Source organism: Lachnoclostridium sp. An131 (assembly GCF_002160825.1).
GTDB lineage: Bacteria > Bacillota > Clostridia > Lachnospirales > Lachnospiraceae > Laedolimicola.
In genome coordinates, this window is record NZ_NFLI01000012.1 from 40,193 (window position 1) to 53,846 (window position 13,654).

Consider the following 13,654-nt stretch of genomic DNA (forward strand, 5'->3'; position numbering starts at 1 on the left):
GCATCCTGCCGCCCGCGCTTCCGGAACAACTTTTCCGGAAAATTTTCTGCGGCGTAAACGCAAAAAACCTAATATGGTACATGATGACCATGCACCATATTAGGTTTTGCCTGCTTACCAGTTACAATCCTAACAATCACGTTCGTTTAATTCTGCTTATACTCTAGCATAAGGAAAACGGATTGTCAATGCGGTTTTTATTATTTTCCGCCTGATTTTACAGCAGCTCCTTCTGATGGGTCGCATACAGATACTCGTCAATCGTATTCACGATCCGGTCCTCCAGAAGCGCCACCGGATCATTCTCCAGCTCTCCCTCACGTACCTTCGTGTACTGAATCGGCATGAACTGGCTCAGAAGATTCAGCGGAACGCCCAGAGTTCTCAGGTTGGAAATCAGACGGTCTGCGGCCGCTTCCACAGCCGGAGTCGGCATGTAGTATCTGCAGCGGTCAGAGAAGGAGTATTTGCGCTTCATGCGAAGCTCCAGCTCTGTTCCCTGATAGTGCTTTCTCCAATACTTATCGTCCTTCAGCATCTCCGCTTCCAGCGTGTCCGCGAAATTGCTGGGCTCGATATCTGTGCCGTAAACCAGCTCTTTCTCGATATGCTCCAGAGCAAACATTCCCTCGCGCATGGCAAAGGTCAGCCCCGGTCCCACTTTCAGGATTCCCACGCCGTCCTCGATCAGCTCACGCAGCTTGATCTTGGTCTGGTAGTCTGTGGAATGTCCCTCGAACACCAGATTCGGGAAATCCTTGATGGACGCCATCAGCTCCTTCGCCTTTTCACGGTCGTACTCCGTGCAGCCGCTGTCCTTTTCCTCCACACCAGGCTGTACGACTACCGCGATCACGCGATCCCAGACGTCCGCGCCCAGGCCCGCGTCTTTGAAGGCCTTCTCGAAAGCCGCCACTGTATTTTTGAAGTCTTCTACCTTCGTCACCTGTACTCCGGCATCCTCGCTTCCCACAGCGCCTCCCGGAATCGGAACCTCGCTTCCAATGATATAGACCGGAGGAATTGCGTCCGGCTCCTTCTCCAGAAGCTTTTTGTAGGTCTCTTCCGCAATCTCTGCCAGATGCGCGCCGCGTCCTGCGATAATCTCATCGGAAAGACGCACATTCGGATCGTCGCTCTTCACCTTCATACTGGTGTCGATATGAATCTTTGTAAAGCCCGCTCCTACATAATGGCGGATCAGCTCTTCCGCGTCAGCCATGGCCTCTGCCTCATCCTTGCCCGCAAAGGTCAGCGGTCCCAGATGGTCTCCGCCCAGGAAAAGCTTTCCCTTATCAAAGCCGATTTCTTCCGCGATATCCAGAACAAATTTCTTGAAATCCGCCGGCTTCATTCCTGTATAGCCGCCATTCTGGTCGCACTGGTTCGCTGTGCTCTCGATCAGCACACAGGAACCATCTTCCTTCCCCCTTTTCAGTGCAGCTTCAATCACGTACTTATTGGCGCTGCACACGGAATAGATGCCTACGCTCTTTCCCTGCTTCTGAAGCTCTACAAGTTTTTTCAATGGATTCTGAAGCATGATAAACCCCTCCTGATTTTATTTTCTTCCCGTCTTTTTATTTTCGTTCTGGCTGATCTTTGCCAGTCCAACAAAATGAAGCACGCTAAAGTACACGCCTATAGCCGCAATACAGCCGCTGAATACCATAAGCCCGGTACCATAATCCTGATCGACAGCATTCAGGATCACCAATACAGCCAGCAGCAGATAAAGCACCGCCAGAAGCAGCACACGTCCCTTGGGCTTTTCCGTTACTATGTATTGAAGTCCTGAGACACGTTTCTCGAAGTCTATATCCTTTACTGGCTCCAGCTTTTTCAAAAAGGACAGCCGGAAGGTAAGCTCCGCAAGAACCAGCATCACGGCGCCGGCAACCACAGCCTGAGGCACTGTCAGAAATGTAGCGCCAAGTAGGATCGCCGCCATCAGAATTACTGCAAAGCGGTTTTTATAAAACAGGGCCGCATTTTCATTTTTCTTCTCTATCAGATACCCCTGCTTTGTCACCCAGTCATAATAAATGGTACGATTTTGTTTATCTGTATAAATATTTCTGCCCGACAGGCGGATGGACTCTCTTGCCTTTCCGTTATCCTCTGTCTGCTTCACTAATTTCCTGCTCATTTATCTGTCTTCCACATCTTTCACTGATACTGCCTAAAAGCGCAAAATCACTCTGATACTACATCCTGGATACCATAGCGCGAGATCTGCACTACCAGGCCCTTCGCCATCTCCACATCGATGACGTCATCCTTAATCCTTACAATCTTTCCATAGATACCGCCGCCAAACAGAACCCGTGCGCCGATCTGAATTTTATTCTGCAGCTCCTGCATCGCCTGACGGTTTTTCCTCATATTCCGCGCAGAGATAAATGTCAGGATGATCGCAAAGATTCCAAGCAGCACGATCACGGTCACACAGCTCCACATGATAACTTCCCAGTTCATAACTATATTTTTCCTCCGTACTAAGAATGCCTCAAAAGCCCATGCTGGATCATGGTGGATCCGGCTCGGACCTTTGAGACACCTTTATTCTAACAGCTTTTTATTTTCTTGTATAGGGGTAAAGTGTCACGCCCTTTACGACTCTGTTCACCTCTCCGGTCGGGCAGGGATTGTCCGGTGTGATGGAAAGGGACAGGGATTTCAGAACAGCCAGCGTCTGCGCAAACAGAATGTAATCCAGGCCCAGCTGTACATTCTCATGATCCTCTTCCAGTCCGTACACCACGGTATAATCCACGAGAGCTGCCACAGCCTCATCCGCCTTGCTCATAACTGCTACAATCTTATTGCCCTTGCGCTGTCCGCTCATCTCTTTGATCAGGTCAATCTCATACTGTCTTGTATAAGCGTCGTCACTGAGATATACAACGGTCAGTGTATTGTCATCGATGATGGACTTCGGGCCATGACGGAAGCCCAGCGGAGTGTCATACATGGTCACAACACGTCCTGCGGTCAGCTCCAGCATCTTCAGAGCGGACTCCTGGGAGGTTCCCTTCAGAGTATTGCTTCCCAGATAAACGATCCGGTTGAAGTCATACTCGTTTACAATCGTCTGTGCGATGCTGTACTGGTTGTCCAGGAAGTTCTGGCCTGCAGCTATGATTTTCCGAATCTCTGCCTCTACCTTGTCCAGCTCATTCAGATGGAAGCACAGATAGGTAGCAAGATACATATTGGAAAAGCTGGAGGTCATGGCAAAGCTCTGATCATGAGTCTCCGGCGTCAGATTGATAGCATAGCAGTGCTCTGTACTCTCCGCACGTTTGGACAGCGCTCCGTCCTTATTGCAGGTAACGAACAGGTGGTACAGATTATCGCAGACACTCTCTGCATTGTCCACAGCGCCGATGGACTCCGGTGAATTTCCGGAACGTCCAAAGCTGATCAGAAGGGTCGGCTTTGTGCGGGACAGGTATGCCTCCGGCGTCGCCACGATATCTGTCGTGCCGTAGGATTTCACCTTATAATTCAGAAGGCCTGTCAGGTGGGGAAACAGGGCATTTCCCACAAACTCACTTGTGCCTGCTCCGGTCAGAATCACATCGAAATCCTCCTGTGTGATTACCTGATCGATAAATTTCTGAATCTCATCCTTATGCTCCGCAATCTGTCTGCAGGTTTTCTCCCAGGTAGACGGCTGCTGATAAATCTCAGTGACAGTCCATTTTGAAGATGTCTCCTGCATTTTTTCCTCTGTAATTCCAAAAATGCTGCTCATATGATCTCTTCCTTTCTCTCTGTTTTATCGTAAATGAGGCATTTAGATACCGTCTTCGTCTTCCGTCTCAGTCTGTTCTGCCTTCTTGATTTCAAATTTTGCAACCTGCTCTTTTCCTGTCTGAAGAAGGGAATCTACCAGTCCGTCCAGATCATCCATAAACTTTCTGGACATTACCACTTCTACAAGCATCGGCAGATTGGTTCCAGCCAGAATCCGGACATTCTCCTTGTCACGTCCCAGCTGAGCTGCTGTATTGAACGGCGTACCGCCCATCAAATCTGTAAAAATAATAATTCCTTCACAATCCTTCAGTTCATCCATAGCCTTTGTAAGCCCGCCGGCCAGATCCTCTGTGCTGTAGGTCGGAAGGAAGTCTACATACTGGTATGCTTCCTGCTCTCCCGCAATCAAATTCACAGAGCTTGTCATACCAGAACCAAAATTTGCATGTCCTGTCACCAATAAACCAATCATACTATCTCTCCTACTCTTGAGTCTTATATGCATATCCGCATACGTTTTTATGCGCCTCTATGCCTCCAGCTCTTTCAGCTTCTTTTCAACCAAAGGCATATACACGGCCCTTGGATCCAAACACGCCTTTGCGCTCTGATAATAAACCAGCTCATTCTCTCTATCCTGCAGATAAGAATACTGTTTTGCAATCATAACCAGAATCGCACCGAGCGCAAATCCACAATATTTCTTTGAATTGATATCTTCTTCCATTACATCAATCAGATCGCTTCTCTCATCCAGCATCACGCCATACGACAGCTCATTGTAATGAATAAAGGTCTCATCGCCCGTGTTCCTTATCGCTTCCAGAAGCCAGTCTGCATACTTCCGGTTTCCCTTCAGCAAAAAGGTATGAAAATAGTTTTCCAAAAAGCTTTTTTTATCTGCCGCTCCCTTGTACGGCGTCTCTATCATATGCAAAAGCGTCTTTTCAAATTTATCTGTCTCTTTTGCCACATAGTAGCCGCGGAGCTTATACAGATCACATACATAATTCCCCAGAAGCTTCCGGGATATTCCCATGTCCGCCAGTCTTTCCAGCGTGCCGCTGTCCTTTTTCTGAAGCGCCGCGTTCATGCTGCCAAGCTGAAAACGCTTAATTCCCTGGAAAATCACATATCCCGCAAACACAAGCAGAATGATGGTAAATGTTATTTTGTTCAAAAAGCCACCCGATTTCGTATAATATAATAGGGAGGGGGGATTTTCATCCTCTCCCCTCCCTTTTGTCTGACGTAAATTTTACCTCAGAATTTTACTTTCTCCGCCTTATTCCTCAGGCGTGGGATACTGATACCACTCAACAAGCGGTGTATATCCGCCCGGAAGAGCGTTTCCAGCCTCATCCTGAACCTTGGAGTCTCCGGACCAGATACCGAAAGCACAGCCCACAATACCAACTACCAGAATCAGAACGATACACTTAACCGGAGTCCAGCCCTTCTTAATCAGAGCATAGATTCCAAGTGTGATCAGCAGCGGAATCAGCTTCGGCAGTACGCCGTCCAGAAGGCTCTGAACATTGATCTGAGTCTCGCCAACGATCAGACGGAGTGTGGTAGAACCATAGTTTGCAATCAGAGCGCCTACTACGAAGATACCCAGAATGCTGGCTGCACGGGTAAACTCCTTCGCGTTGGAGGTCAGCATCGTAACTGCCTTGGTTCCCAGTCCGTAAGACCAGTACATCAGGCCGAAACGTACAACAAACTGTACTGCGTTGAAAATGATCAGGAAGAGAATCGCTCCTACAAGACTCTTCTGCTCCATAGCCATGTTCGCGGTCAGACCTGCCGTAATCGGAACCAGGGTCAGCCAGAACAGAGCGTCACCGATACCGCCCAGGGGGCTGGCAGCGGAAATACGTACGGAACGGATGGTCTGTGTATCAGCCTTGTTCTGCTCCAGGGAGAGAACAATACCCATTACAAATGTTACCAGGAACGGGTGTGTATTCAGGAAGTCCAGGTTGTGAGCCATGGAGGCTTTCAGGTCTTCCTTATTTGTATGTATCTTCTGAAGGCCGGGGAGCATGGACCAGAGCCATCCGCAGGCCTGCATTCTTTCATAGTTGAAGGATGCCTGTAAGAAACAGGACAGCCAAACCATCTTATTCAGGGTCTTCTTGTCAAGCGGCTGAGCCGGAGTCAGATCCTGATACTTTTCGGGAATATTATATGCCATCCTCGTCACCTCCTGCAAAGCCTGAACCAGCGTTCTGTCTAATCTTTGTCTGAGTCGTGAAATCATAGATAGCGATAGCCGCACCTACGAATGCACACAGAATCAGAGTTGCACCGGATGTAGTGGAGTTTGCGCTGCAAAGCAGAGACATAGCAAAGCCTGCAAGAAGGAATCCCCACATCTCTCCGGACATCATAACCTTCATCAGGATAGCGAAGCCGACGAACTTCATAGCGCCGCCTGCTGCGTCCAGACCAGCCATTACCCAAGAGAAGGACTTGGAGAACTCTCTTAAGGTATCGCCCAGTGCTGTACCGCCGTACAGACCTGCTACTGCGATTACGCCGAACAGAACACCCAGGAATCCCATCTCCAGAAGGTTGATGTTGCGGATGCCCTTTACGTTAGCTTCTTCCGCGTACTTGTCAGCCTTGGTCATCATACCGGAGAACAGTGTAAAGGTCAGGGTAACTACGTACTGTCCGAATACCGCGAACGGAACCGCAAGGCCAAGGGCCGCGCCTACTCCGTCTGCTGATGCTTCCATGTTAAGAGAAACCGCGAACACGGTCGCCATAATACCACCCATGATGGCGTTCGGCGGCTGTGCGCCTCCGATCGGCATACTTCCGATCTGAACGAGCTGATAAGCTCCACCCACTACGATACCAAGCTCCAGATTTCCGAGGATTGCTCCGATAATCGGGCAGGTAACGATGGGCTGATACAGAGATTCCAAAAAGCTGAACTGGTCAATGCCCATGATGAAGGCAACTACGAAGACCAGAAGAGCCTGGATAATTGTAATATCTCCCATGTTTTCTCCTTTCCAATAAACACATATCAGTTATTTGAATAATTTGTCGACGCTCTCCGCAGGTGTATCCGGAACTCGTTTGATCTCCAGCTCTACACCCAGCTCCTGCAGCTTCTTAAAGCAGGCCACATCGTCGTCGTCAACCGCAACCGAGGTCGCAACCTGACGCTTGCCTTCAGCCATGTGCATATTGCCAATATTTACCTTCTTAATCGGCACTCCGCCTTCTACCAGCTTAAGCACATCCTGAGGCGTCTCACAGATAATTGCAATATGCTGATTCGCAGAAGCCTTGTGGATGATATTGATTGTTTTCTCCAGGGTGAAGAACCGCGTCTGCGCATAGGACGGCGCAGCCATATTCATCAGCCCCTGACGGAACTCATCCTTGGCGACCGCATCATTCGCGACCAGAAGAAGATTCGCGCCTACGACGCCGCACCACTGTGTCGCAACCTGACCATGAATCAGCCGATTGTCAATTCTCGTCAATCGAATATCGGGCATGTCTCACTCCCCCTTTCCTAAATATTTCAGCATAACCCGGGCAGGCAAGCCCGCTCCCTCATGCTTTTGTACAAGCGCTTCCCAAATATATCCTATGAGAGGCAGCATATATCTACAAAGGATATTATATCAAATTTATCCAAAAAGAAGTTGCACTTTTTACTTTTTCTCTTGCACTTTTGACTATGCCCCTGTGAAAGTCTGCACATGTCTTTCGTACAAAAACAGGAGTCTCTGCCTCACAGCACAAAGACTCCTGCCCTTATTTTCATTCAATGATTACTTTCCTGCCATTTATGTGCCTGGCAGCTCTTCCTACGCGGAAAAATTCCAGGTGTAGGAGAAAATATGCGCCCCTATCACCAGGCCGCTTAAGGACGGATAGCTTGCATAGGTCCGGAAGAACACTCTGTTTCCGATGTTGGATTCCCCGGCGGCGGCCCGCCGCGCAGCTATATAGCAGGATTCCGGCACAGAACCGAGGTCCTGTTCCAGAATCAGGTCAAAACGCCCCGAGGTCACCGGCGAAAACTGGCCGGAGGCCCTGATCACGCTCATGATATCGCTCTGCGCAAAGCGTGAGTCCCGAATGCGGTTCATGACGACAGCGCCGACAGCCAGCTGTCCCTCCGCTCCCTGATTGCCGGCCTCACAGTAAATCAAAACCGCCAGCGCTGTGATCTCTTCTTCTGTAGCATTGTACGCGCCATACTGTACATACTCCAGCTCAGTCGTCCGCACGCCGGTCACATCACCCAGCGACGCCTGAATCTCAGCCGCCTTAGCCGCTTCTATCTGTGCCTCTATCTGCTTCTTCTCGGCAATCAGCTGCTCCAGAACCTCTTTCTGGTTCTCAAGAGTATTATTTTTTCCATCCAGATCCGCCTGCGCCTGGGCAATCTCATTGACATGCTGGCTGATCTGGCCGGATGTGCTGTCTGCCAGAGCGGATACCTGGCTCTGCTTCTCTTCTACCGAAGCCTGAAGCTCTTCCAGCGCCTCCATTTCTCCCTGAAGCTGCGCTTCCTTTTCCTCGATGGCCTCCTTCTGCGCTACATACTCTTCCAGCATCTTTCTGTCGTATTCTGTAATGCTGGCTGCATATCCCGCCTGGTTCAGCGCGTCCGCAAAGCTTCCTGACGTCAGAAGAATCTCCAGAAAAGAGTTCTGAGGATGCTCATACATATACTGAATGCGTGCCTTCATGTCCGCATACTGCTGTTCCTCAACTGCCTTCGCTTCCTCCAGATCCGCCTGGGCCTGCTCAATCTCTGCCTGCTTGTCCTCTATCTGGCTGTTCAGATCCGCGATTTCCTCCTCCAGGGAGGCATACTGCTTATTCAGATCCGACAGATAGCTTTCCATATCCTCCTTGGCCTGCTGCAGCTTCTGCTTCTTCGCCTCTGTCTCGTCAATCTCCTGCTGCGTCTTGTCGATCTCCTGCTGCTGATTGTCGATCTCCTGCTGAATTTCCTGCACGTCGCTCTCATCCGGCGTCTCCGAGGCATAGGAAGGGAACCCAAGCGCCAGGACCAGGGCCATCACTGCTATCTTCCGTATCATCTTCAAGCTTCGCGTCTTTTTCATGGTCTCTCCTGTATTCAGGGCATCTGTTTCCAGTCGTATTTCGTCAGACTGCCTTCCAGCTTCATGCCCGGAAAGCCATTCTGGCGCAGCGCCTCATAAAGCACGATCGCCGCGGAATTGGACAGATTCAGAGAACGCGTCTCCCCCACCATGGGAATCCGGATCGCCCGCTCCTGGTTCTCCAGCAGAAGCTCTTCCGGAATTCCGGCGCTCTCCTTGCCGAACATCAGATAGCAGTCCGGCTCAAACTCAGCCTCCGTATAGGTCTTCCGGCCCTTAGTCGTCGCCATCCAGGGCCTCGCGCCAGGATTCCGGCGCAGAAAATCTTCATAATTTATGTAAGTCGTCACGTCCAGCTGGGACCAGTAATCCATACCGGCTCTTTTCAAATCCTTTTCGCCAAGCCGGAAGCCCAGCGGCTCAATCAGATGAAGGCGCGTTCCCGTAGCCACGCAGGTACGGCCTATATTTCCGGTGTTCGCCGGTATCTCAGGCTCCAGCAGCACAATATTGAAAGCCATTTATTCCGCTCCCTTTTCCTTCTCCGCCCTGAGCTTCGCCACAAAACGGCTCAGGCGGCCAAGAGCCTCCTTCAGCTGCTCCAGAGAGTATGCATAGGAAATCCGCAGGAAGCCTTCTCCGCAGGCTCCAAACGCAGTTCCCGGAACTACCGCCACCTTTTCCTCCTCCAGAAAACGGGTTGCGAACTCATCCGAGGTCATGCCGAATTCCTTGATGCACGGAAAGGTGTAGAAGGCCCCGTACGGCTCGAAGCAGGAAAGTCCCATTTCCCGGAAGGCATTCATCAGATAGCGGCGCCTCTGATCGTAGGACTCACGCATCATGGCCACATCGGCGTCTCCGTTGCGCAGGGCGTCCACAGCCGCATACTGGCTGTTCGTAGGCGCGCACATAATCGCGTACTGATGAATCTTCGTCATCTGTGCAATGATCTCTGCCGGCCCGCAGGCGTATCCCAGGCGCCAGCCCGTCATCGCATAAGCCTTGGAGAAGCCGTTAATCAGAATCGTACGCTCCCGCATGCCCGGCAGGCTCGCGATAGAGACATGGTCTCCCTTGTAGCTCAGCTCCGCATAAATCTCATCCGAGAGCACAAAGAGATCCTTTTCTATGCAGACCTCCGCAATCTCCTCCAAATCCTTTTTCTCCATAATGGCTCCCGTCGGATTGTTCGGGAACGGAAGCACCAGAATCTTCGTCTTATCCGTGACAGCCGCCAGCAGCTCCTCCTTTGTAAGGCGGAATTCATTTTCCTCCTTCAGTTCAATGATGACCGGAACGCCGTCCGCCAGAACCGCACAGGGCTCATAGGAGACATAGCTCGGCTGGGGAATCAGCACCTCATCCCCGGGATTCAGCATCGCGCGGAAGGCCATATCGATTCCCTCGCTGCCGCCCACGGCGATCAGAACCTCATCTGCCGGGTTGTAGCTCACATGGATACGCCGCTCCAGATAGCGGACAATCTCTTCCCGCAGCTCCTTCAGGCCTGCGTTGGAGGTATAGAAGGTACGCCCCTTCTCCAGGGCATAGATTCCCTCGTCACGGATGTGCCAGGGCGTATCGAAATCCGGTTCGCCCACTCCCAGGGAAATCGCATCCGGCATCTCGCTCACAATATCAAAAAACTTCCGGATGCCGGAGGGGGGAATCGCGACAATCTTGTCAGATAATGGGTTTCTCACAGCGTCATCAGCATCCTTTCATCCTTGGACTCATGTGCCATTATAGAACCATGATCCTTGTATTTTTTCAATATGAAATGTGTGGCAGTGCTCAGCACGGAATCCAGCGGGGAGAGCTTGTCGGAAACAAACTGGGCCACGTCCCGCATCGTCTTGCCTTCCAGCATAACCAGGAAATCGAAGCCTCCCGAAATCAGGTACACGCTGGTCACCTCTGGATAATTGTAGATGCGCTCCGCCACCTTATCGAAGCCAAGCCCCCTCTGAGGCGTAACCTTTACCTCGATCAGAGCCGTTACCTTTTCCTCACTGGTCTTATCCCAGTCAATCAGCGTATGGTAACCGCAGATAATTCCTTCCTTTTCCATATCTGCGATCTCATTGGCCACCGCCGCCTCGCTGGATCCCAGCATCACAGCCAGATCCTTCAGCTCAATGCGGCTGTTGTTCTCAATAAATGTCAGTATTTTTTCTCTCACAGCAGTTCCCTCCCATCAGTTTTGATATATTTTATATAATTCGTCTGTCTTCGGACGCTCCAGATAGCTTTCTTCCCCGCCGTTCCAAATCCGGCGGGCCTTTCCATCCGTGGCCTTTCCGATGACGGCTGCCGGGATACCGGCCGCTTCCAGCTTCCGTACCAGATCGTGTCCCCGGTCGGCAGCCATCAGCATACAGCCGCTGGAAATCAGATAATAGGGGTTCAGCTCGAAATATTCGCAGATTTCCACTGTCTCCTGGCGAATCGGAATCGCCTTCAAATCAATCTCAAGGCCAATTCCGGAGGCCTCGGCCACCTCCCAGAGCGCGCCGTAGATGCCGCCCTCTGTCACATCATGCATGGCGCTCACCCCATGCTCCACGGCAATCCGGGAATCCGGGAGCACTGACAGATACTGGTCAAAGCCCTTCGCCGTATCCACAAAGGCTGCTGAAAAATGCTCCAGCAGCTCCTTTTCCTTTTCCTTCGCAATAATCGAAGTCCCTTCAATTCCAATCCATTTCGTCACAAGAATGTCCTGGCCGGGCTTTGCGCCTGCCGTAGATACCAGCCGATCCTCCCGGACCTTGCCCACGCCCGTGACACTGATCACCGGCTGAGTCACAGCCCTTGTGACTTCCGTGTGGCCTCCCATGACCTGAATATGAAAATGAGCGCAGGCATCCTCTACCTGACGCATCATTTCCCGGATATCCGCTTCCTCTACCTCTTCCGGCAGGAGCACAGTCAGCATAACGCCCACCGGCTCCGCCCCGCTGCTGGCCAGATCGTTTGCGGTGATCTGAATCGCCAGCATTCCCACATCCTTCACGGTTCCCGTGATCGGATCTGTGGAAATCACAAAAATCTCTCCGGGAGAGAGCTTCATGGCCGCGCAGTCCTCGCCTACGCCGGCACCCAGCAGCACCTCATCCCGTTTTGTATGAATCTGCTTGATAATGCTTCTCTTTAAGACGGTCTCCGAAACCTTTCCGACCTTCATGCCCTGGCGCTCCCTTCCTGCTGCAGTATCTTTCGTCCAAACACAGAATCTCTGCCGGCTCCGCCTACTGCATTCTTTCCATACAGGATGCAAGCGTCGCGTTCACCAGAGCCTCATCCTGCGTCGCTATAGCGGCCTGCAGCTCATTGGAAAGAGTCTCGTCGCCCGCCACTCCTACCGTGATCGTCCGCGGGAACATCCGGTATGTGGTCTTATTCACCTTAGTCACTTCCTGCTCTACGCCGTCGACATAGACGTGCTTATAAAGCTCTGCCACCACTCCCGTATTTCCATTTGTGGCAACGATATAGCCAATCGGCTGCCCTGCGTCTGCCACAATCTGTGTCGTCGGCGGGGTAGTGCTTACCGTCGTGCTCGTAAAAGCAATCGTCCGGTCGGGATCTCTCGTCTCCTCGCCGTAGATCGTAAAGGTAATTGTCTTATTCGACGTGTACGCCTCAATATAAACGGGCGAATCTGTGTTATTGGTAAATTTCAAATCCTTGTAGGTTCCCGCAATCGCCGCATCAGCTGCCGGATCCACGTAAGACACGGGCATGGAATGCCCCGAACGTTCCACGACCTCCAGCTCAGCGCGGATCACCGCATTGTAAAGCGTCGTGGATACCTGGCAGATCCCCCCGCCCATACTGTCCACAGTCTCTCCGTTCAGATAAGAGCCCGCCATATAATACCCGTTAGCCGTGGTAAAGGGACTTACTGCCTCATAGGCCGAAAAGGTGTCTCCCGGATACAGCACTGTGCCATTGATCAGCTCTGCTCCTCTGGCAATATTTGCGGATCGGTTGCTGTTTGATGTCTTGAAGCTTGTGGTATAGGTTCCAAGCTCATCCTGGATCCTGCTCAGCTCCTCCTCGCTTCCCCGGGGTTCATCGATTTCCACCGGAAGATCGACGCTCCCCTCTATGTAATCCCATTCATTTTCTATGTAATTTACAATAGCTTCCACGGAACCCTCCACATCCAGCAGAAGGCCTTCCGTCCCCGCCACATACTCGAAGCTGCTTCCGTTCTTTTCCAGCGTGGCGTCTACCGCCTCCTGGTCAAACTGCGTGCATTCGGCATTCACATATTCTGTTACCAGAGCAGAATCCAGTGTCCATTCCAGCTGATAATTTTTATTTTCATGCTCCAGATCCTTGCGGTCCTTGTAGCGCTGAATGATATTTCCAGTCTTTCCAAGCTGCGCTGCTTCCTCTATCACTTCCAGGTTCGTACAGCTTAAGCCCAGATCTCCCAGAGCCGTCTGAAGCTGATTGTCTCCGATGTTCAGCGTCAGGGGCTCCGTTCCCATCTCCTGCACATAGCTCTCAATCGCCGTCTGCGCTTCCGCCACCGTCATGCCGGACACATCGATTCCGTCGATATAGACTCCTGTGTGAATAACGTTTCCGGAAGAAGCATCCGCCGCCTGCGCCTCTGTGCTGCCGGCCGTCAGTACAAGGCTCAGGACAAGACCGGCAAACCATGTCATTTTCCTCATAATAGCTCCTCTTTTCCTGTCTTTCGATATGCCTCCGGCTTACGTCAACGCATAGGCCAGCATCGGCACTACCATGGCAATTAC

Annotated in this window: 15 protein-coding genes; all 15 read right to left on the reverse strand. The window is 51.4% G+C overall.

Features of this window, described 5'->3' with window-relative positions; translation table 11 throughout:
* Window positions 1–217: 217 nt before the first annotated feature.
* The 15 genes from B5E77_RS10885 to B5E77_RS10955 all read right to left on the reverse strand — a co-directional run bounded on the left by B5E77_RS10885 (window position 218) and on the right by B5E77_RS10955 (window position 13,570).
* Complete coding sequence (locus tag B5E77_RS10885) at window positions 218–1,543, reverse strand: class II D-tagatose-bisphosphate aldolase, non-catalytic subunit (protein ID WP_087165402.1); 1,326 nt, start codon at window positions 1,541–1,543, stop codon at window positions 218–220.
* A gap of 18 nt (window positions 1,544–1,561) precedes the next feature.
* Window positions 1,562–2,149 (reverse strand): hypothetical protein, encoded by a 588-nt coding sequence (locus tag B5E77_RS10890; RefSeq protein ID WP_087165403.1) that lies wholly within the window; start codon window positions 2,147–2,149, stop codon window positions 1,562–1,564.
* A gap of 47 nt (window positions 2,150–2,196) precedes the next feature.
* Entirely contained in the window at window positions 2,197–2,478 is a 282-nt protein-coding gene (gene yajC, locus B5E77_RS10895) for a preprotein translocase subunit YajC (RefSeq protein WP_242963702.1), read from the reverse strand.
* A 100-nt stretch (window positions 2,479–2,578) separates the two neighbouring features.
* Window positions 2,579–3,760 (reverse strand): SIS domain-containing protein, encoded by a 1,182-nt coding sequence (locus B5E77_RS10900; RefSeq protein WP_087165405.1) that lies wholly within the window; start codon window positions 3,758–3,760, stop codon window positions 2,579–2,581.
* A 42-nt stretch (window positions 3,761–3,802) separates the two neighbouring features.
* A complete protein-coding gene (gene agaF, locus B5E77_RS10905) occupies window positions 3,803–4,237 on the reverse strand; it encodes a PTS galactosamine/N-acetylgalactosamine transporter subunit IIA (RefSeq protein ID WP_087165406.1) in 435 nt (144 codons plus the stop codon).
* 57 nt (window positions 4,238–4,294) lie between these two features.
* Window positions 4,295–4,945, reverse strand: a complete 651-nt coding sequence (locus B5E77_RS10910) for a hypothetical protein (protein WP_087165407.1) — start codon at window positions 4,943–4,945, stop codon at window positions 4,295–4,297.
* Window positions 4,946–5,050: 105 nt separating this feature from the next.
* The gene (locus tag B5E77_RS10915) at window positions 5,051–5,965 is read right to left on the reverse strand and encodes a PTS system mannose/fructose/sorbose family transporter subunit IID (protein WP_087165408.1); all 915 of its coding nucleotides are present in this window, start codon (window positions 5,963–5,965) and stop codon (window positions 5,051–5,053) included.
* A complete protein-coding gene (locus B5E77_RS10920) occupies window positions 5,955–6,782 on the reverse strand; it encodes a PTS mannose/fructose/sorbose/N-acetylgalactosamine transporter subunit IIC (protein ID WP_087165409.1) in 828 nt (275 codons plus the stop codon). Before B5E77_RS10920 ends, B5E77_RS10915 begins: the two co-directional genes overlap by 11 nt.
* Window positions 6,783–6,812: 30 nt before the next feature.
* On the reverse strand, window positions 6,813–7,289 hold the full coding sequence (gene agaB / locus B5E77_RS10925; RefSeq protein ID WP_087165410.1) for a PTS galactosamine transporter subunit IIB: 477 nt from the start codon (window positions 7,287–7,289) through the stop codon (window positions 6,813–6,815).
* Between the two features lie 315 nt (window positions 7,290–7,604).
* On the reverse strand, window positions 7,605–8,876 hold the full coding sequence (locus B5E77_RS10930) for a cell wall hydrolase (RefSeq protein ID WP_087165411.1): 1,272 nt from the start codon (window positions 8,874–8,876) through the stop codon (window positions 7,605–7,607).
* 14 nt (window positions 8,877–8,890) lie between these two features.
* Window positions 8,891–9,397 (reverse strand): tRNA (cytidine(34)-2'-O)-methyltransferase, encoded by a 507-nt coding sequence (locus B5E77_RS10935; protein WP_087165412.1) that lies wholly within the window; start codon window positions 9,395–9,397, stop codon window positions 8,891–8,893.
* On the reverse strand, window positions 9,398–10,582 hold the full coding sequence (locus B5E77_RS10940) for an aminotransferase class I/II-fold pyridoxal phosphate-dependent enzyme (protein WP_087165413.1): 1,185 nt from the start codon (window positions 10,580–10,582) through the stop codon (window positions 9,398–9,400).
* Window positions 10,579–11,061 carry an Lrp/AsnC family transcriptional regulator gene (locus B5E77_RS10945; protein ID WP_087165414.1) on the reverse strand — a complete coding sequence of 161 codons (483 nt, stop codon included), beginning with the start codon at window positions 11,059–11,061 and terminating at the stop codon, window positions 10,579–10,581. The genes B5E77_RS10940 and B5E77_RS10945 overlap by 4 nt, the downstream gene beginning before the upstream one ends.
* A gap of 15 nt (window positions 11,062–11,076) precedes the next feature.
* Window positions 11,077–12,066: an AIR synthase family protein gene (locus B5E77_RS10950; protein ID WP_087165415.1), complete on the reverse strand. Its 990-nt coding sequence runs from the start codon at window positions 12,064–12,066 to the stop codon at window positions 11,077–11,079.
* Window positions 12,067–12,130: 64 nt separating this feature from the next.
* Window positions 12,131–13,570, reverse strand: a complete 1,440-nt coding sequence (locus tag B5E77_RS10955; protein ID WP_087165416.1) for a VanW family protein — start codon at window positions 13,568–13,570, stop codon at window positions 12,131–12,133.
* Window positions 13,571–13,654: the final 84 nt, after the last annotated feature.

Coding starts and splice junctions, on each gene's coding strand:
- B5E77_RS10885 (WP_087165402.1), bottom strand. CDS start 1,543: ATGCTTCAGAATCCATTGAAAAAACTTGTAGAGCTTCAGAAGCAGGGA.
- B5E77_RS10890 (WP_087165403.1), bottom strand. CDS start 2,149: ATGAGCAGGAAATTAGTGAAGCAGACAGAGGATAACGGAAAGGCAAGA.
- yajC (WP_242963702.1), bottom strand. CDS start 2,478: ATGAACTGGGAAGTTATCATGTGGAGCTGTGTGACCGTGATCGTGCTG.
- B5E77_RS10900 (WP_087165405.1), bottom strand. CDS start 3,760: ATGAGCAGCATTTTTGGAATTACAGAGGAAAAAATGCAGGAGACATCT.
- agaF (WP_087165406.1), bottom strand. CDS start 4,237: ATGATTGGTTTATTGGTGACAGGACATGCAAATTTTGGTTCTGGTATG.
- B5E77_RS10915 (WP_087165408.1), bottom strand. CDS start 5,965: ATGGCATATAATATTCCCGAAAAGTATCAGGATCTGACTCCGGCTCAG.
- B5E77_RS10920 (WP_087165409.1), bottom strand. CDS start 6,782: ATGGGAGATATTACAATTATCCAGGCTCTTCTGGTCTTCGTAGTTGCC.
- agaB (WP_087165410.1), bottom strand. CDS start 7,289: ATGCCCGATATTCGATTGACGAGAATTGACAATCGGCTGATTCATGGT.
- B5E77_RS10930 (WP_087165411.1), bottom strand. CDS start 8,876: ATGAAAAAGACGCGAAGCTTGAAGATGATACGGAAGATAGCAGTGATG.
- B5E77_RS10935 (WP_087165412.1), bottom strand. CDS start 9,397: ATGGCTTTCAATATTGTGCTGCTGGAGCCTGAGATACCGGCGAACACC.
- B5E77_RS10950 (WP_087165415.1), bottom strand. CDS start 12,066: ATGAAGGTCGGAAAGGTTTCGGAGACCGTCTTAAAGAGAAGCATTATC.
- B5E77_RS10955 (WP_087165416.1), bottom strand. CDS start 13,570: ATGAGGAAAATGACATGGTTTGCCGGTCTTGTCCTGAGCCTTGTACTG.